This is a genomic window from Methylocaldum sp. GT1TLB (genome assembly GCF_051027445.1).
In the GTDB taxonomy this organism is placed as follows: Bacteria; Pseudomonadota; Gammaproteobacteria; order Methylococcales; family Methylococcaceae; genus Methylocaldum.
Window position 1 is genome coordinate 499,900 of the sequence record NZ_CP194898.1, and the last position, 24,362, is coordinate 524,261.

Here is a 24,362-nt window from a genome sequence, read left to right on the forward strand (position 1 = left end):
GCGATAAATTCGCTTCCGTACCGCAAGCTCAAGGTAAACGTTTGATCCATAAAAGTTCGAATGAACCGGTCGGGGCTGGTACGAAAGTTGATAAAAAGAGAATCCAGTCCCAGAGGTTAACCCACCACGAGAAGGCCATGACGAAAAGACGTTTGGACTATGCCAAAGCGGCGCCGGACGCCATGGAGGCGATGTGCGCGCTACAAAAGTACGCGGACGAATGCGGTCTCGAGCGATCCCTGCTGGAGCTCGTCAAGATCCGAGCCTCCCAGATCAACGGCTGTGCCTACTGCATAGACCTTCACACCAGGGAGGCGAGGGCTCTGGGCGACACCGAGCAGCGGCTCTACGCGCTCAGCGTCTGGCGCGAGGCGCCGTTCTATACCGATCGGGAACGGGCCGGACTCGCCTGGTGCGAAGCGATCACCCAAATCAGCGAAGGACACGCCCCGGACGAGGTCTTCGAACAGGCACGCGCGCAATTCACGGACGAAGAGCTGGTCAAGCTCACGCTGGCGACCATCGCCATCAACGGGTGGAACCGGCTCGCCATCGGCTTTCGGAAGGTACCGGACACCTACCGGCCAGCGTGTGGAAAGTTCCGGTAAAACCCTGGCGTGCTGGCGATGCGCTCCGGGGAATAGTGCAAGGTAAACGGTAGCAAGAACGTGATCAACAAAAGGTACTGGATAGTTCAGGCAAGCTGGCTCGGTCTCCTCCTGAGCCTGCTCGCCGGCTGCGGCCAACCGACGGCAGAGCCGGCAGGACCGCTGCCCCCAGCGGTTGCGGTAAGCCGGCCGATTCAACGGGAAGTCGTGGAATGGGAAGAGTACACCGGACGGCTGGACGCCGTGGAGACCGTAGAGGTGCGGGCTCGCGTGGGGGGATATCTGGAAAAGGTCAATTTTAAGGACGGATCCCTGGTCAAGAAGGGCGACCTGCTGTTCGTCATCGATCCCCGACCTTATAAGGCCGCGCTCGGACGGGCGCAGGGAGAGCTGGCGCGCGCCCAGGCCCGGCGCGACCTGGCGAAAAACGATCTGGCGCGGGCGCAGCGGCTGTTCGAGAAGCGCGTGATCTCCGAGGAGGAGCTCGACACCCGCGACAAGAACCTGCGCGAGTCCATCGCCGCCGTCCAATCGGCGCAGTCCGCCGTCGACGAGGCCAAGCTCAACCTGGAATTCACGGAAGTGCGAGCCCCGATCAGCGGACGCATCAGCCGGGAACTCGTCACCGAGGGCAATCTGGTGAACGACGGAACCGGGACGGCGACCCTCTTGACCACCATCGTTTCGTTGGACCCCATTTACGTCTATTTCGAGGTCGATGAGCAGGCGTATCTGCGCCAGGGCGCCAGGAGGCGAACCGGCGAGCGGGGCACCTTGCAGGAGGCGGTGAACCCCGTGTTCGTGGGGCTGGCCGATGAAGAGGGCTTCCCGCACGAAGGGCGCCTGGATTTTCTGGACAATCGATTCGATCCCGCTGTCGGCACCATCCGCGCCCGCGCCGTGGTCGACAACCCGGATGGGATGTTGACGCCGGGGCTGTTCGCGCGCGTGAAACTTCCGAGCAGCGGCAAGTTCCCGGCCGTGCTGTTGGACGACAAGGCGGTCCTCACCGACCAGGATCGCAAGTACGTCTATGTGCTCGATGCCGACAACCGGGCGCAGCGTCGCGACGTCAAGCTCGGGCGGATGTTCGATGGCCTCCGCATCGTCACCGAGGGCTTGGGCGCCGACGACGCGGTGGTCGTACACGGAGTCCAAAAGATCTTCTTCCCGGGCATGCCGGTCAGCCCGCAGTTCATCAAGATGGGCGATCCCCCGCCGCATCCGGCTGATCCCAAGCTGAACGCCGGTAATGAGCAGACCTCGGCAAACCGGACCCGGGAGCCCAGCGCATGAGGGACTTTTCCGCCTTCTTCATCGACCGCCCAATTTTCGCGGCAGTCTTGTCGATCCTCCTGTTCGTCGTCGGAGTGATCGCGATCCCGTTGCTTCCGGTGGCCGAATACCCCGATGTGGTGCCGCCTTCGGTGCAGGTGCGCGCGGTTTATCCCGGCGCCAACCCCAAGGTCATCGCCGAGACCGTCGCCACCCCTCTCGAGGAAGCCATGAACGGGGTGGAACACATGATGTACATGAAGTCGGTGGCGGGCTCCGACGGCGTGATGTACCTGACCGTCACCTTCAGGCCGGGTACCGACGTCGACCTCGCTCAGGTACAGGTCCAGAACCGCGTCAACCAGGCCCTGCCGCGGCTCCCGGAGGATGTGCGCCGGCTCGGCGTCACCACCGAGAAGCAGTCGCCCAATCTGACCATGGTGGTGCATCTGCTCTCGCCGAACCAGAAGTACGACACCCTGTACCTGCGCAACTATGCCACCCTGCACGTCAAGGACGAACTCGCGCGCCTGCCGGGCGTGGGCCAGGCGATGGTGTTCGGCGGCGGCGACTATTCGATGCGCATCTGGCTCGATCCGGACAAGGTCGCCGCGCGCGGCATGGCGGCGGGCGACGTGGTCCGGGCCATCCGCGAACAAAACGTCCAGGTCTCGGCGGGAACGATAGGCGGCCCTCCGCAGCCGCGCGTCAGTGATTTCACGCTGTCGATCAACGCGCAGGGGCGGCTGGTCACCGAGGAGCAGTTCGGCGACATCGTGGTCAAGACCGGCGCCGGCGGCGAGATCACCCGCCTGCGCGACGTGGCGCGGATCGAGCTCGGCGCCTCCGAATACGCGCTGCGCTCGCTGCTCAACAATCGGCAGGCGGTGGCGGTCGCGATTTTCCAGGCCCCCGGCTCGAACGCGATCGAGCTCTCCGACAGCGTGCGCGCCAAGATGCGCGAGTTGGAACGCTTCTTCCCCGAGGGGGTGAAGTGGGACGTGGTCTACGACCCGACGGTGTTCGTTCGCGATTCGATCGAGGCGGTCGTGAAGACGCTGTTCGAGGCCGTGCTCCTGGTGGTCGCGGTGGTCATCCTGTTCCTGCAGACCTGGCGAGCCTCGATCATCCCGCTGCTCGCGGTACCCGTCTCCATCGTCAGCACCTTCGCGGTGTTGCTGTTGCTGGGCTTTTCCATCAACACGCTCACGCTGTTCGCCTTGGTGCTCGCCATCGGCATCGTGGTGGACGACGCCATCGTCGTGGTCGAGAACGTGGAGCGCAACATCGCCAACGGACTGGCGCCGCGAGCGGCGGCCCATCAGGCCATGCGCGAAGTCAGCGGCCCCATCATCGCCATCGCGCTGGTCCTGACGGCGGTCTTCGTGCCCATGGCCTTCCTGTCCGGCGTGACCGGCCAGTTCTACCGCCAGTTTGCCGTGGCCATCGCCATCTCCACCGTGATCTCGGCGGTGAATTCGCTGACATTGTCACCGGCGCTGGCGGCAACGCTGCTCAAGCGGCACGGCGCGACACCCGATCCGGTGACGCGCGTGCTAGACACGCTGTTCGGCTGGCTGTTTCGACCCTTCAACCGCGGCTTCCAGCGCAGCGCCGAGGCATACTCCGGCGCCGTGGTCAGGATCCTGCGCCGAAGCGGCCGAATCCTGGTGCTCTACGGCGGTCTCATCGGCCTGACCTGGCTGAGCTTCCAGGCGGTGCCGGGGGGCTTCATCCCGACCCAGGACAAGCTGTATCTGATAGGCGGCGTCAAGCTGCCGGAAGGTGCCTCGCTCGATCGTACCGAAGCGGTGGTGCGCACCATGAGCGAGATGGCCCTGTCCACCGAAGGGGTCCGCGATGCCGTGGCGTTTCCGGGGCTCAATGCCCTGCAGTTCAGCAACACGCCAAATACCGGCACGATCTTCTTCGGCCTGCACGGGTTCGACGAGCGCCAGCGGCCGGCGCCCGAGATCGTCGGCGAGCTGATGGGCAAATTTTCCTCGATCCAGGAGGCGTTCGCGTTCGCGATCATGCCGCCACCGATACTCGGCATCGGCACCGGGTCCGGCTTTTCGCTCTACGTCCAGGACCGTGCGGGCCTGGGCTACGGTGAATTGCAGCATGCGGTCCAGGGACTCGCGGGCGCTCTTTCGGAAGTACCGGGGATGGGGTTTCCCATCAGCTCTTATCAGGCCAACGTGCCGCAACTGACGGCCGACGTCGACCGCACCAAGGCGAAGCGACATGGCGTGCCCTTGAGCGAGGTGTTCGAAACGCTGCAGATTTACCTCGGTTCCACCTACGTGAACGACTTCAACCGCTTCGGCCGCACCTATCAGGTCTACGCTCAGGCCGACGCCCAGTTCCGCGACCAGCCCGAGGACGTCCTCACGCTGCGCGCCCGCAATCAAGCCGGAGAGATGGTGCCGATCGGCAGCATCGTGACGGTCCGTCAGACCTATGGGCCGGACCCCGTGATCCGTTACAATGGCTACCCCGCCGCGGACCTCATCGGCGAGGCCGATCCCAGGATCATGTCCTCGAACGAAGCCATTGCCGCCATTGCCTCCCTGGCACCTCGGGTGCTGCCCGCCGGAACGAGTTACGACTGGACCGACCTGAGCTATCAGCAGATCCACGAAGGCAATGCCAATAAAGTCGTGTTTCCGCTGTGCGTGCTGCTGGTATTCCTGGTGCTGGCCGCGCTCTACGAGAGCTGGACGCTGCCGTTGGCGGTCATCCTGATCGTGCCTATGTGTCTGCTCTCGGCGCTGTTCGGCGTGTGGCTCACGGGAGGCGACAACAACATCTTCGTCCAGATCGGGCTGGTGGTGCTGATGGGGCTCGCCTGCAAGAACGCCATCCTCATCGTCGAGTTCGCGCGCGAGCTCGAGGGCGAAGGCCGCGGCATCGTCGCCGCGGCGATCGAGGCGAGCCGGCTGCGGCTACGGCCGATCGTGATGACCTCGGTGGCCTTCATCGCCGGCGTCGTCCCGCTGGTGTTCTCTCACGGCGCCGGGGCCGAGGTGCGCCGCATCATGGGTGTCACCGTGTTCTCCGGCATGCTCGGGGTGACCTTGTTCGGCCTGTTCATGACACCGGTCTTCTACGTGGTCATCCGCGCCCGGGTGGCACGGAGGCGCGGGCGGGCACCGGTCCCCGCCGTGGTGGACGAACTGGGGAGGGTGTCCGATGACTAGCGCGAAGCCCGTTGCTATGGGTTCGGCCCTGAGCCTCGCGCTGTTAAGTGGGTGTCTTCGTCATCCGGATCGAGCCCGAAGCCGAGAGCGAGGAATGGCCAATCGATAGGCTGTTTGCGATTGTAAGGCCTCGCGCAACGGCCTTATTCAACCGGCTTCTTTTCTAGGCTGATCTTTGATACCGTCATGCGTGGAGAACGAAGCGGATAGCCGAAACGGTGACGGTTCCGACGTTCTCGCATCACTTCACCAAGTTCGCGTGATTCACGGGGGACATCAGTTCGAGGACATGCAGGCCTACATCATTCAGGCAGCATCGCGACCATGCAAACGCTGATCACTGGCGGTATTCCCAATATGGACCGCAGCCCGCCGGAGGACAGGGTGCTCAACATCGCCAAGGGGATTTCCAGTGCGACCGGTGAAAGCTTTTTCCGCTCATTAGTCGAACACCTTGCCGCTTCCCTTGACGCCCACCGCGTCTTCATCGGCGAGCTGGTGGAAGCCGGCTCGGAACGGGTGCGCACCATCGCCGTGTGGGCGGACGGGAAAATCGTAGACAACTTTGAATACGATCTGGCGCATACCCCTTGCAGACACGTGATCGGCAAGAGCCTGTGCTCCTATGCGAGCGGTGTGCAGCAATCGTTCCCCCAGGATCGGTTTCTCGCCGAGATGAAGGTTGAAGGGTATGTGGGAACGCCGCTTCTTGATTCGGGCGGCCGTGCCCTGGGCCTGATCGTGGTGTTGTTCGACCACCCCATCGAAAGCCCGAAGCTGGCCGAATCGATCCTGCAGATTTTTGCCGTGCGCGCCGGGGCCGAGTTAGAGCGTCGCCGGGCCGAAATGGCGCTGCGGCACAGTGAAGAACGCTGGCGCCAGGTGTTTGAGAATTCCGCGATCGGTATCGCATTATCCAACGTGGATGGCCGGTTTCTGGCCGCCAATGCCGCCTTTCAGCGAATGCTGGGTTACACCGGAGAGGAACTGCTTGCACTCTCCTGGCCCGATATCACCCACGAGGAAGACCGCGGCAATAACTTGGCCCTTTACCAGGAGTTTCTCAGCGGGAAGCTCCAGCAGTTCAAGATCGAAAAGCGCTATCGGCGCAAGGACGGGAGGGTGCTCTGGGTCAGCAACACCATTTCCCGTGTTTTGGACGGAGGCTACTGCCCCGGCTTTGTCATGGCATTGGTCGAGGATGTCACCGAGCGCAAGCGGCTGCAGCAACAATTGCAGGAGGAACACGAGCGACTCCGCCTTTTGCTGAATCTCACCAACGAGGTGCTTTCGCACCTGGATCTGAGACAACTCTGCCAGGCCGTTTCGTCGAGCGTCCGGCGCGTCATGCAGTGCGATTTCGTGGGTCTTACTCTGCCCGATCTCGAGGCGGGCGGGATGCGCCTTTACACGCTCGACTTCCCGGACGGCAAAGGAACCGTCCGGGCAGGCGCGCTTTTTCCTATGGAAGGGACGCCGTCTGGTCTGACGTTCCGGACAGGTCGCCTCCAGGTCTTCGACGCCCAGCGCATGGCCCAGTTCGATAGGGGAATCAATCCTGGCCTGGCGGAGGGTCTGAAATCCGGTTGTTTCTTTCCGCTGATCCATTGCGACCGCTTGCTCGGCACCTTGAATCTATTGCGGCTGGCGGACAGCGTCTTCAGCGATGGGGAGATCGATTTCCTGGAGAAAATCGCCGGGCAGGTGGCGATCGCCGTGGACAATGCCCTGAATTACCGTGAAGTGAGTGAGGCGAAGGAACGGCTGGCAGAGGAGAAGCGCTGTCTTGAAGACGAAATCCGGATCGAGCACGACTTTGGCGAAATCATCGGCGAAAGTCCTGCGCTGGCGCGCGCTCTCAAACAGGTCGAAATCGTGGCGACGACCGATGCGACCGTTCTGATCTCCGGTGAGACCGGTACCGGCAAGGAACTCATCGCCCGGGCCATTCACGACCTGAGCGCGCGCTCCGCTCATCCCTTCGTCAAGGTGAACTGCGCGGCCATTCCCAGGGATCTGCTTGAGAGCGAGCTGTTCGGCCATGAGAAAGGCGCCTTCACCGGGGCGATCGCGCGGCGAATCGGTCGGTTTGAACTCGCACACGAGGGCACTCTGTTTCTCGATGAAATCGGTGAGATTCCGTTGGATCTGCAGCCCAAGCTGCTGCGGGTGCTGCAGGAGCAGGAGTTCGAGCGGCTCGGCAGCGCCCGTACCGTTAAAACCAATGTCCGGCTAGTGGCGGCGACCAACCGAAACCTGGCCCGGATGGTCAAGGAGCAGACGTTTCGTGACGATCTGTATTACCGTCTGAACGTCTTTCCCATCACGGTTCCGCCTCTACGCGAGCGTCCCCAGGACATTGCGCCCCTGGTGCGACATTTCGTGGAAAAGTTCGCGCGGCGCATCAACCGCCCGATCACCCACATTCCCAACGAGGTGATCGAAGCGCTCAAGCGTTATCAATGGCCGGGCAACGTGCGCGAGCTTCAGAACGTCATCGAGCGCGCGGTGATTCTGTCGCCCAATGGCGTGCTGCGCGTGCCCCTGCCCGATTCGGTATCCGTTCACAAGGAATCTTACACAATGCGGGGCGCATCGAGAACACTCGAAGACGTCGAACGCGAACACATCCTCCAAGTCTTGCGGGAAACCGACTGGGTGATCGGTGGGCCGAAAGGGGCCGCGGAACGACTGGGCCTCAAGCGGAGCACCCTGCGCTCCCGCATGGAAAAACTCGGCATATCCCGCGACATGTCGTGACGAATATTATCGCTTTCAGTAAGGCATTAATTTCTGTAGGGTGGGTTAGGCCGCGAGGCCGTAACCCACCGAACGGCCTCGGACCTGTCCTGAGCCAAGTCGAAGGGTCGGTGGGTTCGGGGCCTGTCCTGAGCTTGTCGAAGGGCCTGTCACGAGCGGAGCCGAGGGGCTATAACCCACCATCGATGGGTTTCGGTTCGCTCTACCCATCCTACGATGAATGTTCACTCGAATGCCGAATGGAATAAGACTCGAAAACGTGTCACAGGCCATATCCCGCTTCTTCATGGTATCCAGGTCGCGGCTGCCGATAGCCGCAGCGGTGAGTTGCATGGATTCTTGTCTTGCCCGGTTGAAATCGCTAACTATGGGGGCGGGTGACCAAGAGACCGAAGCCACGGTCGGCCTGTAGGAGACGGCCGCATTGCAGTACATGTTCTTAAGCTTTTTGTATTGCCAATGCGCGGTCGAATGTTCCTTGCCTCTTTATGGCTAAACTCCAATATTCCCGATTTTGGTCCTTATTTCCGGCAGCTTCCTCTCATCATAAAGAAAATGACCAATCCGTTACCATCGCCCGATTCAGAGGCCGATCAGAGTTTGCCTCGAACCCTTCGAGAAGCCGTGGACCGGTTGACCCTCCTGTTGAGTCAGGCCGAAAAAGACAAAATTGCCGCGGCATCCAGTGCGGACGCCATCATCGTCCACTTCAGCCTAGGGGCTTATATCCGGAAGGTCTTTGGTCTTTGGCGCGGAAACAAGGCGCTGATGGCATCCTGTGGCGCTCTCAATCCCGAGGAGGCTTCGGTCGTGATTATCCGTGAGCTGTGGGCAAGGTTGCGGCGCCAGTCCGGTCTGTGATGTGAGCGCAGCTTGCTACCCTTCTGTAAGGAGGAGATTAATCTCATGAAGCGCGGTCTTCCTCCAAATTGTCCTTTTGCTCAACCATTTAATCTGTGAGGCTGTCGATGCAAGCCACTGCCACCGATATTGCTCATGTCATAGAACTTGCGGTGGCGCCCGTATTTCTTCTTACCGGCATCGGTGCTCTACTGTCGGTGCTTAGCTCTCGCGTTGGCCGCATCGTTGATCGGTCCCGCCAGATCGAGGACAAACACGCCGGCACGGACGAACACCTCCATCCGGACATTCAGTGCGAGATCAGTATGCTATCGCGCCGCGCCCGCATAGCGTACTGGGCGATTAGCCTCTGTACGGCCTGTGCCTTGCTCATCTGTACACTCATTGTCGTTCTGTTCGTCGGGGCCTTCTTAAGCCTGGATGTTTCGAACGCTATCGCGATTCTCTTTATCGCCGCGATGGCCGCCCTGATCATCGGCCTTTATTGCTTCCTGCACGAAATTTATCTGGCGACCGCCAGCTTGCGGTTCCGATGGCGCTACCGAAAATGAGCACCGTTATCAGCTGCTGCCAACACCATCGTTTGGCATCAATCTTCCTTCGCCGTGTTGTCGAGGAAAACAGAGCGGCGCTATAGGGCATCGTGCAAAACAGGCGAAGCATATTCGGCTAACAAGGCCAGAATGTCTGTATCGCAGGCCCCGCAACCTGAACATGCACCGGTCGCTCTCGATATGCTGTCCAGGTCGTTGACTCCCTTATCGACAAGTCGCTTGATCTGTCCTGTCGTCGTCCCGCTACAGCGGCAAATCACGTTCTTTTTCTGGTCGGGATGGTTGATGTTCATTTCAATGGCGAAAGTCTAGAGTTCTAGGGTAAGGCACAACGGATACCGTCGTGACTGCTTCGCGCCGTCGTGGGTCGGGCGGGTAGGGAGCCGTGGTCGAGGAGCTCTTTGATCCGGTCGACAGGGTGGCCGCTCTGAACCGGAAAACTCGGTTCCATCGGCGCCGGTTGCAGAAACGCCCCGTGCGCATCCGTCGGTATTTTAAACTTCGGAAGATTACTTATCCGGCCGCGGCCGGATGATTCTGATTTAACTCAATGCCAATCCTGTGTCGGGTGTTATCACCGTTTTCATTGCGCAGTAGGCACTATCGGTCGAGCATGGATTTCCGTCTGAGCTATTAATCAGGCCCGTAAATACCCTCCTGGTATTTCGGGCCGCCGCCCAGGCCCGGTACACGCCCGGCCTGGGCTCACGCGGCTTGTCGCCGCGCCGGGGCATCCCTGCCCCGGATTAACCCGGCCTATATTTATAGGCCGGGTTAATAACCAAATATTTGCGAGCCGCTTCACGGATAGGTAAGGGCGATGATCTTTATAACGAAACCATCTCGAAGACAGGGGTGGATCAGTGCTTATAATGACACGGTGTCTTGCGTCCGATGCAATTCCCGGTGAACTTCGGCACCGCCGGAGGTAGCGAGGAAATCGAGGTCCGGTTTACCTAAGGTTGGCAGTCAGGAGGAGGGTATTACTCTCTCTTACGTCGGAATTATCGTCCACCACCCGCATCTCTGCGTTAGGCGATGGCACTGATGTCTTAGAGACGGGAAGGGTGGTCCCTTCGTCAATCGTCGGCAAACGGATTCTGAACGTGGAGCCGAGTCCAGCGCCAGGACTTGATGCCGTTACTTGTCCGCCGTGTAGTTCCACTAGCCGTTTTACCAGGGTAAGCCCGATGCCTAGTCCGCCCTGAGACCGATCCAGGGTACGCGTACCCTGCTGGAATAGCCCAAAGATCGTCGGCAATAGTTCCGTCGAGATGCCAGTGCCGTTGTCCCGCACCTGGATCTCGACTTCGCCCCCGAGCCGTTGGACATCAACCTCGATCCGGCTGCCTTCCGGAGAGTATTTGCTGGCATTGTCGAGCAGGTTAAGCAACACTTGAGACAGGCGCACGGAATCGCCCTCCAACATTATCGGTTGGTTAGGCAGACAAGCATCGAGATGTTGTTGTTTGGCCGAGATGAGGCCTTGTGCCGTCTCCAAGACGGATTTAATCACTTCTACAAGGTCAAGCCGCTCTTTCTTCAGCGAAATTTTGCCGCGCGCGATACGGGAGACGTCCAGTAGATCGTCGACCAGGCGAGCGAGGTGCGTCACCTGTCGCTTAATGATGTCCTTAGCCCAGTGAAACCGCGTGTCTTCCAGCTTCAGCATGTCCAAAATGTGGGTTGCGTTGCTGATGGGGGCCAGCGGATTTCGGAGTTCATGAGCCAGCATGGCCAGGAATTCGTCCTTATGTTGATCGGCTTTGCGCAGAGCAGCCTCGGCCTGTTTGCGCGAAGATATATCGCGGCTCACGATGGCGATGCCAACCGGTTCGCCCGTGCTGTCTTTGATGAAGAACACGTTGTAGATCATCCAGATGGCGGCGCCGGTCTTGAAATGCCGGAACCTGATTTCCACATCGGCGTGGCCCTCGCGCATAACGCGCGGGAAAAATTCTTCAAGGATGAAGCGCTGGTCTTCGGGGAAGAAAAATTCCTGGATCGGTGTTCGGATGCACTGCTCCAGGCTGTCTATGCCGATCAGGCGCATGCCGGCTTCGTTGATGTAAAACGGCGTGAAATTCATGTCGCATATGCCGATGAAATCCATGCTGTTATCGGCCAGCGAAACGAACTTTTGCCGTTCCAGCTCCATGTGCTTGCGCTCGGTAATGTCACGCAGGGCGATGACGTAGCCGGATTGCCCGTCCCATTCGATCGGTGTAGAGCGCATTTCCGCCCAGGCGAGTCCGTTCGGACGGATTAAATTAATGTCCTGATGGCTGTTTTTATCAGGATTGATCGGAATCGCCAGCGATTGACCGACTATCGGGCTTCGCGCCAGCAGGGTTTCGGCAGCTTGGTTGGCATAGAGTACGACACCCTGGCTGTCTACAACCAAAACGCCGTCGGTGATAGTGTCGAGGATCAGATCAAGCTTGCGAAGCCGGGTGTTCATGGTCGATAAGCGTGCTTAAACGATGATGGTTTGTACGCCGATTCCTTTCGCTTGAGTGGTAATGGCTGCCATGATCGAAGGAGCCCGCGACAAGTCACCGAGCAGTTTCAATACGGGTTCCGGCATGTCGCGCACCAGCATCGGCGTTGCAAACACGTCCTTTTCCAATGCTTTTTCCGGCATGCCCAAGACTTCGACGACATCTAAAACCCATTGTCCGGGATCGTAAAGATTGGCGAGCGCAGTGGAAATCTGCTCGACCAGACGGCGGGTTTCACTGTTCAGGGACACCACATACAGGGTTAGAACCAGTTTGTGCTGGTTTGCGCGCCGTTCTTCCTGAGGATTGCCGATACGGGCAATCTGGGCGAGATTGCGAATTTGTGCGGAAGACAGCGGCTTGCTGGCCAGTTCGAACTGAAAGCCTTCCTCATTGATGCCTTTCAGTTGCTCCATGTATTCGTTGGCAAAGGCGGTGACGATGTAAACGTTCAGCGTTTCGTCAATGGTTTTCAGACGGCGCAAGGTTTCCACGCCATCGATGCCGGGCATGCGCAGATCGAGAAAAATCAGATCGGGGCGTTCCGCGCGGGCCAGCTCGATGCCTTGTAAACCGTTCTCGGCTACGCGAACCGAGAAACCGTCATTTTCCAGAATCAGCTTGAAGGCGCTGCGCACTGCCGGGTCGTCATCTATTACCAGAATTTTGCTTGCCATAACCTTGTATATCGTTTCTCTTATGTATCGAATTCAAATGCTCAAACATGGGGAAAGCGTAGCCGCATGCAGCAGCCGTGCCCCTGTAAACTCTCCACCTGTATATGGCCGCCGACATCCTGAACCAGACGGCGGATGACCGACAAACCCAGTCCGGTGCCTTTTCCGGGAGGCTTGGTGGTAAAGAACGGATCGAAAATTTTGGTTTGCACCTCTTGCGGGATGCCGGGACCGTTGTCGGCCACGCTCAGTTCTAACATGCCGTCCACGGGCCTGAGCATGATTCTGATTTGTGGTTGCTGGCTATCGACTAGTGCGTCGCGGGCGTTAATGATCAGATTGACCAGGATCTGCTGCAGACTGTCGGAGCTACAGCGAATGGCCGGCAGATCGTCGACGGCATCCACCTCGACCTTGATGCCGTGCTTGCCCAATTCGCCTTCCAGCAGCAATAGAGTTTGCCTGATCGCCTCCGCTATCTGGCAGGTGCCGCTCGGAGTCGATCGGTTGTGAACGAATACCAGCATGTTGCTGACGATCTTCTTGATACGGTGAATTTGCTGTAGCGCCTGATCGAGAATTTCCTTCGATTTTTCATCCGTACTTCTGTCTGCGGCGAATTCGACAAAATTCATCACGCCCATCAGCGGATTGTTGATCTCATGCGCCACACCGCCGACCAGCGTCCCCAATGCCGAGAGTTTTTCCATCTGCAGCATGTGTTCCTGGTTTTCCTGTAGTTTCGTGTAGGCCTTCCGAGTTTGTTCCAGGAGGCGGGCGTTTTCCAGGGAAATCGCAGCCTGGGCGGTCAACAGTTCGGTCATGTCGGTTTTTTCAGTGGTAAATACACCTGCCGACAATCGATTTTCCAGATAAAGCAAGCCGATGAGTTCGTTTTGCTTGATGATCGGCAGACACAACACCGAACGCAGTTTTAGCGCCTGCACTTCCGCAGTGTCCTGAAACTCGCCCTCGGCCACCGCATCGTGCAGTAATACTTTTTTACGCGTGCGCAGTACGTAGTTGACGATAGCATGACTAATGCTGCTGCGGGTCTGTTTAAGACTGAGATACTCGCGATTGACGATGTGTTTTTCGCCGACATGGCTTTCCGCGGCGACCAGCAGTTCATCCGCTTCCTTGATCAGCAGGTAGCCATGCTGAGCCCCCGAGCTTTCCAGCACGACGCTCATGATTTTTTGCATGAGCCGATTCAGATCGACTTCCGCCGACAGGGCCAGCGCGGATTTGATCAGATAATTGAAATCGAGATTCGGCAGCGTAGCCGGCTTGTCGAGGGCGACAGTTTTTTCGGCACGAACTGGGTAGTCCGCTTCAGTATAAGGGAGGCGTTGCTGCAATTGCGCGTTTTTGCGATCGGCGCCGCACGCCCGGTAGATACGTCGCGCCGCGCCGTAATAAAGTCCGGCATCGCCGAGATTGCCGGCTGCCATGACATCAGCCAATGCTTCGTATAAATGGCCGGTGAGCAGGCCGTAGTTTTGTTCCTGGGCGACCGCGATCGCATCCAAATACAAGTTGCGGGCCTCGCGCATTTGGTTTCGAGCGCGGGCGATCTCGGCATGAACAAAGGCCAAAAAGGGTTTCAGCAGGGGGCCGAGACGGGCCCAGGTTTCCAGTTCGGCCAGCAACGGCGCAATTTCCGCTTCAAGCGCCGGCCAGTCGGCACCCTCCGGCCAGCGCAGGCGATTGACGATACGGAAGACATACCAGAGCCGTTTCAGCACGTTATCGGTCAAACCGTGCAGATAGCGTTCCACCGTGTGCAAGGACACCGCTGCCGCGGCGTAATCGCCTAAATAATGGTGGGCAAAACCCAGCAGCGCAAAATAACTGCCGGAAGCGGCGACATAATTGTCGGCTTCCCAGCGCGCCAGGGTTTCGGTCATGTCCACCGGCTGGTAATCGGGTTTCATCGGCGCCACCCAGCCGGCCAGCACGGCTTCGGCGAGGCCGACCGAGAACGACAGTTGGTTCTTGCGGGAAAAATGCAGGCATTCCTCGGCGGCTTCTTCGACCAGGCGCAGATCTTTGCCCTGCACCTGCAAATTCCACATCAAGGGGCCGTAGGACAGGCCGGCGTTATACAGGTCGCCGCAATTCTTGCCGCACTGTATGGCTTTGTGGCAGTAATCGACGATCTCGGCCGGATGGCTGCGCGAATGCATGTTGCACCAGACGATGCCGTTCATGCCGCGGGTGGCGCCAAAGGTATTGGGGTGTCTTTCACACAGGTCGTGGGCCAGATCCTGATAACGGAACGCCAGTTCGAACTTGCCCTGCTCGCCGAGATTGAGGCCCATGATCGAAAACGAGTAAATCACCGATTCGTCCATGCCGCCCTGCAGGCAATGCAGGGTCGATTGCGCGGCGGACAGATACAGCTGCGGCACCAGGCCGGACATATAAAGATCCGGAATGAGCTCGCTGTAAAACGCCAGCTCGATCTTGCTCTTGCGGTCCTGGGTAAAAGGCATGTGCAGGATCGTCGTCCAGACGTCGCCTTGCCGTTCGATTTCCGCCATTAAGGCCCGCATTCGCTGGTGAGCGATCTCGGCTTGTTCGGGGATTGATTTATCGAAGTAGGCCAGGCCTCGGTTGGCAGTCGCTATCGCCTCGTTGAAGTTGCCGAACGAGGACAGCGACGTGGTCTGTTCCGCCAGGGCTTCGGCTTTGTCCAAGTCGCTGGCGGCGTATTCGATCAAATGATTGAGCAGCGCTTCCGATCGTTCATAACGGCCGCACATCAACTCGGTCTTGGCCAGACGCTGGTATATGCGAAAGGTCAGATCGTAGGCCTGTTGCCAGCAATCGTCGGGCAGGTAGTCGTGGGCTTTCTGGAAAAAGTCGTTGGCGGCATCGCCGGCCAGCGCATCCAGCGCCTTGTTGCCGGCATGGAAGTTGATATCGACCAGCCGATACGCCAGCTCAGGTTCCATCTCCGCCGGGCGGCCCAGGTTGAGGTGGGCGGCGATGGTAAACAAGTTATCGAGGAGTTCGAGATGGGTTCCCGCCGGCACCGCTTGCAGCAGGCGGTTGCCGATGCGCCAGTGAATCGCGGGTTTGGCCTCAGTGTCGACCTGGCGCAGCACCGCTTCCTGAACCCGGTCGTGGACGAATTGCAGATCGGATTTGTTTTCCAGCAGCATCCCCAGATTCAAGACCGGCTTCAAATCCTCAAACAGCTTTTCAATGGGAATGTCCAACACCAGCGCCACGTCTTCGACGCTGAAACGGTTGCCCATGCAGGCACAGTGGTCGAGTATATGCAGGGTCTTGACCGGCAGTTTGCTCACCTTGGAGCTGAACAATTCAACTACCGAAGTCGGCATCTGCGTGTCGCGAATCCGCTTGATGTCCCAGTGCCAGTGGTGTTCGGCATCGGTGTTCAGCAAGTTCTCGTTATACAGCCATGCCAAACTTTCGCTGACGAACAGCGGGTTACCTTCGGTGAGGTGGGCGATAAATTCCGCCAGATTGGCCGTGGCTTCCAGCGAAGAGTCGAGGATGTAGGCCACCATTTCATGACAGTCGGCGTCGGTGAGCGCCTCCAGGCGAATTTCCGCGAACGGACCGTTGTTTTCCTGAATCTTGCGGATCAGCTTGCTGAGCGGATGGCTGCCGTCGACTTCGTTGTGCCGATAGGCGCCCATGAAAAACAAATAGGGATGTTCATCATGGTTGTCGAACAGGTTTTGCAGAAAGTCGAAGGTTGCGCTGTCGCACCATTGCAGGTCGTCGATGAACAGTACCAGCGGATTGTCTTCGCTGGCGAGACAAGCGAGAAACCGGCCGAACAAATTGTTGAAACGATGGCGGGCTTCCACCGGAGGCAGATGCGGCACTTCAGGCTGCCGTCCGATGATGAATTCCAGTTCCGGCAACACGTCGATGATGACGCTTCCGTTGTTCTCGACGACATCGAGTATTTTCTTCCGCCACTGCTGAACCTGCAGATCGCTTTCGGTCAAGAAGATGCGCATTAGATTGCGCAAGGCCTGAATCAGCGAGCTGTAGGGGATGTTTTTCTGATACTGGTCGAATTTGCCGGAGGTGAAGTAACCGCGATTCTTGACCAGCGGTTTTTGCAGTTCCTGAATCAGCCGGGTTTTGCCGATGCCGGACAGTCCGGAAATAAATACCGAGCGGAATTTGCCGCTGATGACCTCGTCATATTGCTCCCGTATCAGCTCGCTTTCGTGCTGGCGGCCCACCATCTTCGAGATGAAGATGACCCGACGGCTACGATCGTGCAGGCCGATCGTGAACGCTGATACGCTGCCGGTGGCGGCGTACTCGTCCTTGCAGCGGATTAGGTCGGCCAGTAACCCTGCGGTGCTTTGGTAACGCTTCTCCGGCTGCTTGACGGTAAGTTTGGCAATGATATCGGCCAAAGCTTGGGGAATCTGCGGTTTGAGCTGATTGACTCTAGGCGTTTCCTCAGCCAGATGCGAGTGAATCAGTTCCAGTGGATCGCTGGAAAAAAACGGCAGCTGACCGGTCAGCAGCTCATAAAACACGATCCCTAATGAATACAAATCGGTGGAAAAATCCACACGATAATTGATGCGGCCAGTCTGTTCCGGCGAGGTGTAGGCCAAGGTATGGCGTACGAATTCCGGATCGTAGATGAAATGGCTGACGTCACGAATGTCGAGCGGGGTGATGAAATCGGTCAGCCGGAGCGTCAGCGTCCCCGGTTGAATCAGAATATTATGGGGCTTTATGCCGCCGTGGGTAATGCCGGCATCATGTACCGCGTGCAGCGTATCGGCCAGCGTACAAGCCAGCGTAAAAAAATCGTTGAGATCGAGTTTATTTTGGTGTGCCACCCAATGATTCAGCGTTTGACCCGCGAACCAGGACTGAACGATAAACTGAAGGTCGCCGTAGGACTCCAGCGCGAGCGGCGTACAAACCCGCGGATCGTGCAGCACTTTCAGGCGTTCGATCTTCTGGCGCAGATGCCGCGACTGATCGTCCCAGCTCGACAGCTGCTTCAGCAGTTTGATGACCAGCGGTTGGTCGGGGACGTGTATGTGGTAGCCCTTGAATACCGAGGCCTGCAAGCTTTCTCCGAGTTTTTCGGTAGCGATGTAGTTGCCCAGTGTTGGCAGGCCCTGCGGTTGATGCTTTGTTGTTATATCAACTGCTTGCGCTATGCTCTCTGGAACGTGAGGTATGCCAGGCATGATGAAGTAATCTCAGGCTAAAGCCGAAGGCCTTGCGACGGTGAAGTCGCGAGGCTTGAATAAGAGCGGGGCTGTCGCGAACCGCCATATGATGATCCGTTAATATCCACCCACCGAATGTGGTTTAGGCCATGTTAACACAATGTCTGTTAGACTTCGCGCATGGAGCTCAGTGAATCTCAATATCAACAAATCGCCCACTGTCTGCCGCGCCAGCGCGGTAATGTGCGTCTCTCGAATCTCCAGGTGCTCAATGCGATCTTATATGTCGCCAAACATGACTGCACGTGGCGCAGCTTGCCGCCGCGCTTTGGCCCCTGGCACACCGTGTATACCCGCATGATGCGCTGGGCCAAAAGCGGCGTGCTCGACCGGGTGTTCGAGCAATTGCAGCACCAGCAGATCATTCAGATCAAAATCGAAATTGTTCCGGTCAAGATCGAAGCGGTGCCGTTGGATAGTACGGTCATCGAGATACATACGGATGGCACCGGCGCATTAAGGAAAACGGCCGCCAAGCCGTTGGCAAGCCGCGCGCCCGATGGAACACCAAAATTCGTGTGGTTGCCGCGAATGAATGCTGTGCTATAACCTTTGCCCTCTCTTCCGGCTATGCCCATGATATCCCGAAAGATCGTCCAGTGCTGTCGGGTTCGAGGGCTCCGCCGGTCTCCCGCTGCCTCATCATGGACCGCGCCAGCGCAGGCGACGAAATCCTTCAACTCGCGCTCGATCTGAGTACCTAGGTTCGTTACGCTCAATGCGACCGCTTGCCGCCCTAGGAGTACTACCTCGCGACGTTCCGCACGCGCAAAAAGGTCTGGTTTGGTCCATCGACTCAAAGGGTTTCGCCGATTCTTCTCTCGCTTCGATAATCTGGACCTGATATTTGCGGCGGTTATTCATTTCGCCTTTCATCGAAGTACTCAGGTTGTGTTAACAGGCCTTGGTGCTATAGCCGCATTTACATTCTAACGACGCCGGGTGATCGGCTGAGGAGACGATTCTATACGGCAGTAGGAGAGTACGCTGACGGTGCTGCACCAGTGGATTGTCGAGCCGTCATCACCGGGCCTTGCAGGAGGCCGCGGACACGGTGATGCCGCCGCCACTGAATCCAATTGCCACTGCACCACCTCTGCGCTGATGCGCGCCGAACGGGCGCGGGCCGACCATCGGACCTACCGCCTGGCTCGTCATGAAGCGGTCGTGAACCTGAGGCAACAAAGCTGGTCGTTTCGGGCGATTGCCCACCATTTCGATCTTGAGTGCATTATCGTACGGCGTTTCCTACGGGCCGAAGGCATTCCAGAGCGGGCGCCGGTCCCCGGCCTCATTGATCCGCTCCGGCCGCACTTGCCGCAGCGCTGGCGGAACGGGTATCCATAACGCCCGGCGGTTGTTCCAAGAGATCGCCCAGCAGGGCTTCTTAGGATCGGAAAGCCTGGTGCGGCGGGCCGTTCAAGGATGACGGATCCCTCCGGTCGCTGCAGATAAGGCGCAGAGCCGCGCGGTCGTGCGACCTGTTTCCCACGCTCCCCGTTGGGCGAGTTTTTGGTTTGTTGCCCGGAGGTAGACCTGGGACCGAGCCAGGTCTACCTCCGGGCAACAAACCAGAAGAATGGAAGAGGCGAGAGTGTGCCGCTGAATCGGGAAGTACGGGAAGCGATCCTATCGCGAGCACGCTTCAGAACTACGCACTGCCCGGCTTCGCCCTGGTTTTTCGCTCACCGGACGGAACGCGGCTTGGCTCGATACGGAAGGGATTCGAAGGGGCTTATAAAAGGCGGGAATCGAGGACTTTCATCCGCGTGACCTGCGTCACACCTGTGCGGCCTGCTTGGTTCAGGCTGGAGTTTAGATCCGGGAGGTAGCGGAACCCCTACGGCATTCAGACATCCGGGTAACGATGCGTTATGGCCATCTTTCGCCGGAGAATGTCAGGGCTGCGGTGAAGGCCCTTGAAGGAGGTCGGTCACGATCTGGCCATGCTGTGACTTTGATCGAGTAGGAGAAGACGGGATAACCAATTGATTAAATTGGTCGGGGTGAGAGGATTCGAACCTCCGGCCACTGCCTCCCGAAAGCAGTGCTCTACCAGGCTGAGCTACACCCCGGAAATTGGATTTTAATAGCTTCGTTCGACCGATAAGTGGGCCAGCTGAACGAGTGCGTCCTTGTAGTCTGATGCGGGAAGTGCATTGAGCAGTTCGACCGCTTTGTTTGCTTCTTCCCTAGCGCGCCGTGCAGTGTACGCGATTGCGTCCGTAGATTCAACGATTTCGTAAACTTCGCGGAACGCATCGCGGTTGCCGTTCTCGATAGCGTCCCGAAGTGCGGCGGCCTGCGATGCATTGCCGTGCTCGATGGCATAGATCAGAGGCAGCGTCGGTTTGCCTTCGGCCAGGTCATCACCGAGATTTTTTCCGAGCTCTTCGGGATTCGCCATGTAATCCAGGGCATCGTCGATCAACTGAAACGCAATGCCGAGGTGAAGGCCATAGTCCTTCAGCGCCAATTCGGTGGACTCGGGCGCTCCCGTTAGCACAGCGGCCAATTGTGCTGCGGCGCTGAACAAGATTGCGGTCTTGCGAGAGATGACTTCGAGGTACTTGTGTTCGGTTGTTGCGGGATTATTGCAATTGAGAAGCTGCAACACCTCGCCCTCGGCGATGGCTGTGGTGGTGCGGGAGAGGATCTCCATGATGCGGAGGTCCTGCACGCTCACCATCAATTCGAACGAGCGGGAATACAAGTAGTCGCCGACTAGAACGCTGGCCGAGTTTCCCCAAAGCGCATTGACGGTATTTCGCCCACGGCGCAGGGTCGATTCGTCGACCACGTCGTCGTGGAGGAGGGTAGCCGTGTGAATGAATTCGATGACTGCTGCAAGGGTGATGTGTTGCTGCCCTTGATATTGGAGAGCCTTGGAGACCAGCAGCAACAGCATCGGGCGCAGTCGTTTGCCGCCGCTGTTTACGATGTATCGGCCGATCTGATTGATAAGCAATACATCGGAACTGAGCTCGCGAAGAATGAGTCGGTCGACAGCCGACGTTTCTTCTTCTACCAAACAGCGGATACTTGTAAAGGCTGTTTTTGGATTTTGCGAAGCTGTCGTTGTGATCTGTGACGTAGTCAATATGCTCATTAAGGATGAAATTGCTCTCGCTGCGGCAGAGTCCTGCAAAACGCTGGAATGCTATGGATGAGAGGTCGGCGTGTCAAGCTAAAACGGTTTCGACTTGCCACTTAGCGTAGCCGAACGCCAGTCGATGCATCATAGATGGCCGTTGGACCGCGCAGTCCTCCGAGTCGTCCGGGGAAGATCAGGACGCGCCCGGTAGAGAAATGCTTGCGAGCCGATATCGGCGTACGGGCTGGCGGCCGGCCGCTTTTGTTGGCGCTGGTCGATATGATCGGCCCGCCGAAAGCGCGGCATAGGGCGGCCGCATCGGGATGAGCCGTGACGCGGACGGCCAGCGTCGCGTGTTCGCCTCGGAGCCAAGCCGGTACCCAGCTAGCAGCGGGAACGATCCAGGTGACCGGTCCGGGCCAGGTCGCCAAGAGTCGGCTCCGCATAAATTCGGTCGGGATGTCGAGATAAGGTTCGATCTGATCGAATTCTGCGGCAATGAGGATCAGTCCTTTCGCCGAGGGTCGTTCCTTTAAAGCCAGGAGCCGGCGTACCGCATCTTGGCCGAGAGGGTCGCAGCCGAGTCCGTACACGCCCTCGGTCGGATAGGCGATAATGCCTCCGCGACGCAGGTGACTCGCCGCGAGCCTCAGACGAAACGGCGAGAGCATTTTTTCCTTGGCCCGCGGTCGAAAACGCTAGGTTGCGGATTCGGCCAGCGGTTCGCCTTCGTAAGGCGCCGCATAGCCGCATTCCTTGCGAGGACAGACTTTTTCCGTGCCGCGCCGCTTGGTGACTTTCAGCGTCAGGATCGGCCAGCCGCAGTTGGGGCAGGGCTCTGCGACAGGCGGGTTCCAGACGGCGTAGGTGCAACTGGGATAGGTATTGCAGGAGAAGAATAATTTTCCGAAGCGCGACTTCCGCTTGATCAATTGGCCCTTAGTGCATTCAGGACAACGTACCCCGGTGTTCTCCGGTTTTTCGAGCGGTTCGATATGCTTGCACTTGGGATAATTGCTGCAGCCTATGAACTTCCCGAACCGACCGGTCTTGATGACCAGCGGCGAGGAGCATTCGGGGCAGACCTTTCCTTCCACGACTTCCGGCGCGGCGGGCGCGGCTTCCCCGTTGATGTTGCGGGTGTATTTGCACTCGGGATAATTGGTACAGCCGATGAAGCGGCCGTTACGTCCGAGGCGTATGGATAGCTGTCCGCCGCATTCGGGGCATGCTTCGTCTAGCGATTCGTGAGTAACGTCCGCGCGTCTCAAGCTTTCATCCTTGGCATCGATCAGCGACTTGAACGGATACCAAAACTCGCGCATCAGCGGAATCCAATTTCTTTCGCCGCGCGAGACGGCGTCCAGATCGTCTTCCAAATTGGCGGTGAAGTTGTAGTCGACGTATTGGGTGAAGTGCTCCGTCAAGAATTTGTTGACGATGCGCCCCACGTCCGTCGGATGGAACCGCTTGTTTTCCAGCACGACGTAATGACGCTGCTGCAGGGTCGAGATAATGGCCGCGTAAGTCGACGGCCGGCCGATGCCGTACTCCTCCAACGCCTTGACCAGGCTTGCTTCCGTATAGCGCGGCGGCGGTTCGGTGAAGTGCTGAGCGGTGACGATATCGAGCAGATCGACCCATTGGCCTTCTTTCAGCGCGGGCAATAAACTTTCGTCGTCTTCGGTGGATACGTCGTCCCTGCCTTCGAGGTAGACGCTCATAAAGCCCGGATTCACCACCGTCGAGCCTGTTGCGCGAAATACGCCCATCGTGCCGCAGGATAGGTCGACCGAGACCGTTTTGATGGTGGCGTGAATCATCTGGCAAGCGACGGTCCGCTTCCAGATCAGGTTGTAAAGCTTGTATTGCTCGGGACTGAGATAAGGCTTGACTTGTTCCGGCAGCCGAAAAGCCGATGTGGGCCGAATGGCTTCGTGGGCTTCCTGAGCGTTCTTGCTCTTGGTTTTGTATAGAGGCGGCTGCTTGGGTAGGTTTTCTTTGCCGAACCGGGACGCGATCAGCTCACGAATTTCCTGTACCGCTTCATTGGCGAGATTGACCGAATCGGTACGCATGTAGGTGATCAGCCCGGTGGTTTCGCCCCCCAGGTCGATACCTTCGTAAAGCTGTTGGGCGATTGCCATGGTGCGCTTGGTGGTGAACCCCAGCTTGCGAGCCGCTTCCTGTTGCAAAGTGGAGGTAATGAACGGTGCCGCGGGATTCTTTTTGCGCTCTTTCTCCTCAATCTTCACCACCCGGAGCTTGCCGTTGGCCTCCGCAAGCAGCGAGTTCCTAATCTGGCTCGCCTGTTCTTCAGTGACGATGCTGAACTGTTCCAGCTTCGCGCCGTTCAGGTTGATGAGCCGGGCGCGGAACTTCTGCCCCTCGGTGCTGGCGTCGGCATCGAGAGTCCAATATTCCCGAATCTGGAAGTTCTCGATTTCGATCTCGCGCTCGACAATCATCCGGAGTGCCGGGCTTTGCACCCGTCCGGCGGATAGGCCTCGCCGAATCTTTTTCCACAGCAAGGGCGACAGCTTAAAGCCGACCAGATAATCCAGTGCACGGCGCGCCTGCTGCGCATTGATCAGGTCGGTAGAGAGCGCTTTGGGGTGTTTGATCGCCTCGGTAATGGCGCGCTTGGTGATTTCATGGAAAACGACACGGTGTACCGGTTTATTGTCGAGCACCTTGCGGTTTTTCAGGATCTCGTAGATATGCCACGAAATGGCCTCGCCTTCGCGGTCCGGGTCGGTCGCGAGGAACAAGGCGTCAGCTTTCTGAGCAGCTTTGGCGATGGTTTGTACGTGCTTCTCGTTTCTCTCGATGAGTTCATACTTCATCGCGAAATCATGATCGGGATCTACTGCTCCTTCTTTGGGAACAAGGTCACGGACATGGCCATAGGATGCATAGACCTGAAAATCTCGGCCGAGATATTTTTCAATGGTCTTGGCTTTTGCTGGTGATTCAACAATGACCAGGTTTTGGCTCATCGGAGTTAATAAGGTGCGAGCTATTTGCGTTTAAGAATAAACGATTCTCCGGTTTCTTCTGCGGAGAAGAAATGGAGAAACGGGTGATGTATCAATGCAGATAATTAGGCAGGCTCTCGTAGACGAGATTTTCCATGCGCGCGAAAGCGATTTCTTCGTTGGGTTGGCTGAAAAGTACCATAAGCACAACCCACTTCAGGTTTTCCAGAGAGATGGCTTCTTCGTTGAATGCCATGACACGGTCGATGACCAGTTCGCGGCTTGCCGGCGTAAGGATTCCGCTTTGTTCCAGAAACATCAGGAGACCACGGCATTCGGCATCGAGCTTAGCCGTTTCCTGGGCGGAAAAGATACGAAATGCCGGCGAGGAAACAGGCTTGATCGCATTATGCTCGGCCAACGATTCTAGCCACTCAAAGGCTTTATTGATTTCGGTTTGAGGGAATCCCGCCTCCAAAAGTTCGGTGCGAATCATGTCGGGATCGGGTGTGAGCTCGACATCATCATCCATATAGTTTTCGAAAAGATAAATTAGGACATCGAATACGTTTTCTTTCATTGAGTGGTCTCAACTA

General features: G+C 58.1%; 14 protein-coding genes, 1 tRNA gene and 1 pseudogene. 7 read left to right on the plus strand and 9 right to left on the minus strand.

The window, feature by feature from the left end:
• Positions 1–137 precede the first annotated feature (137 nt).
• From ACR2R1_RS02215 to ACR2R1_RS02240, 6 genes are all read left to right on the plus strand, one after another.
• The gene (locus ACR2R1_RS02215) at positions 138–608 is read left to right on the plus strand and encodes a carboxymuconolactone decarboxylase family protein (RefSeq protein ID WP_077730183.1); all 471 of its coding nucleotides are present in this window, start codon (positions 138–140) and stop codon (positions 606–608) included.
• Between the two features lie 60 nt (positions 609–668).
• The gene (locus ACR2R1_RS02220) at positions 669–1,904 is read left to right on the plus strand and encodes an efflux RND transporter periplasmic adaptor subunit (protein WP_434112480.1); all 1,236 of its coding nucleotides are present in this window, start codon (positions 669–671) and stop codon (positions 1,902–1,904) included.
• The gene (locus ACR2R1_RS02225) at positions 1,901–5,086 is read left to right on the plus strand and encodes an efflux RND transporter permease subunit (protein ID WP_077730185.1); all 3,186 of its coding nucleotides are present in this window, start codon (positions 1,901–1,903) and stop codon (positions 5,084–5,086) included. The genes ACR2R1_RS02220 and ACR2R1_RS02225 overlap by 4 nt, the downstream gene beginning before the upstream one ends.
• Before the next feature lie 324 nt (positions 5,087–5,410).
• Entirely contained in the window at positions 5,411–7,846 is a 2,436-nt protein-coding gene (locus ACR2R1_RS02230; RefSeq protein WP_434112482.1) for a sigma 54-interacting transcriptional regulator, read from the plus strand.
• 555 nt (positions 7,847–8,401) lie between these two features.
• A complete protein-coding gene (locus tag ACR2R1_RS02235; protein WP_434112484.1) occupies positions 8,402–8,707 on the plus strand; it encodes a DUF6794 domain-containing protein in 306 nt (101 codons plus the stop codon).
• Positions 8,708–8,814: 107 nt separating this feature from the next.
• Entirely contained in the window at positions 8,815–9,258 is a 444-nt protein-coding gene (locus ACR2R1_RS02240) for a DUF2721 domain-containing protein (RefSeq protein ID WP_077730188.1), read from the plus strand.
• A gap of 80 nt (positions 9,259–9,338) precedes the next feature.
• On the opposite strand, the gene ACR2R1_RS02245 is transcribed toward ACR2R1_RS02240, so the two are convergent.
• The 4 genes from ACR2R1_RS02245 to ACR2R1_RS02260 form a co-directional block, all read right to left on the minus strand.
• Positions 9,339–9,554 (minus strand): (2Fe-2S)-binding protein, encoded by a 216-nt coding sequence (locus tag ACR2R1_RS02245; protein ID WP_077730189.1) that lies wholly within the window; start codon positions 9,552–9,554, stop codon positions 9,339–9,341.
• A gap of 659 nt (positions 9,555–10,213) precedes the next feature.
• The gene (locus ACR2R1_RS02250; RefSeq protein ID WP_434112487.1) at positions 10,214–11,722 is read right to left on the minus strand and encodes a PAS domain-containing sensor histidine kinase; all 1,509 of its coding nucleotides are present in this window, start codon (positions 11,720–11,722) and stop codon (positions 10,214–10,216) included.
• A gap of 15 nt (positions 11,723–11,737) precedes the next feature.
• Positions 11,738–12,439 carry a response regulator gene (locus ACR2R1_RS02255; RefSeq protein WP_077730190.1) on the minus strand — a complete coding sequence of 234 codons (702 nt, stop codon included), beginning with the start codon at positions 12,437–12,439 and terminating at the stop codon, positions 11,738–11,740.
• A gap of 41 nt (positions 12,440–12,480) precedes the next feature.
• Entirely contained in the window at positions 12,481–17,652 is a 5,172-nt protein-coding gene (locus tag ACR2R1_RS02260; RefSeq protein WP_434112489.1) for an AAA family ATPase, read from the minus strand.
• Positions 17,653–17,814: 162 nt separating this feature from the next.
• Here ACR2R1_RS02260 and ACR2R1_RS02265 point away from each other — a divergent pair.
• Positions 17,815–18,627, plus strand: a pseudogene (locus ACR2R1_RS02265) (IS5 family transposase).
• Between the two features lie 1,065 nt (positions 18,628–19,692).
• Here ACR2R1_RS02265 and ACR2R1_RS02270 read toward each other — a convergent pair.
• The 5 genes from ACR2R1_RS02270 to ACR2R1_RS02290 all read right to left on the minus strand — a co-directional run bounded on the left by ACR2R1_RS02270 (position 19,693) and on the right by ACR2R1_RS02290 (position 24,346).
• Positions 19,693–19,769: transfer RNA gene (locus ACR2R1_RS02270), tRNA-Pro, on the minus strand.
• A gap of 11 nt (positions 19,770–19,780) precedes the next feature.
• Positions 19,781–20,803, minus strand: a complete 1,023-nt coding sequence (gene ispB, locus ACR2R1_RS02275; protein ID WP_077731610.1) for an octaprenyl diphosphate synthase — start codon at positions 20,801–20,803, stop codon at positions 19,781–19,783.
• A 101-nt stretch (positions 20,804–20,904) separates the two neighbouring features.
• On the minus strand, positions 20,905–21,459 hold the full coding sequence (locus ACR2R1_RS02280; RefSeq protein ID WP_434112491.1) for an L-threonylcarbamoyladenylate synthase: 555 nt from the start codon (positions 21,457–21,459) through the stop codon (positions 20,905–20,907).
• A 27-nt stretch (positions 21,460–21,486) separates the two neighbouring features.
• Positions 21,487–23,787, minus strand: a complete 2,301-nt coding sequence (topA, locus tag ACR2R1_RS02285; protein WP_156881427.1) for a type I DNA topoisomerase — start codon at positions 23,785–23,787, stop codon at positions 21,487–21,489.
• Positions 23,788–23,878: 91 nt separating this feature from the next.
• Positions 23,879–24,346 carry a DUF494 family protein gene (locus tag ACR2R1_RS02290; protein WP_077731607.1) on the minus strand — a complete coding sequence of 156 codons (468 nt, stop codon included), beginning with the start codon at positions 24,344–24,346 and terminating at the stop codon, positions 23,879–23,881.
• Positions 24,347–24,362 lie beyond the last annotated feature (16 nt).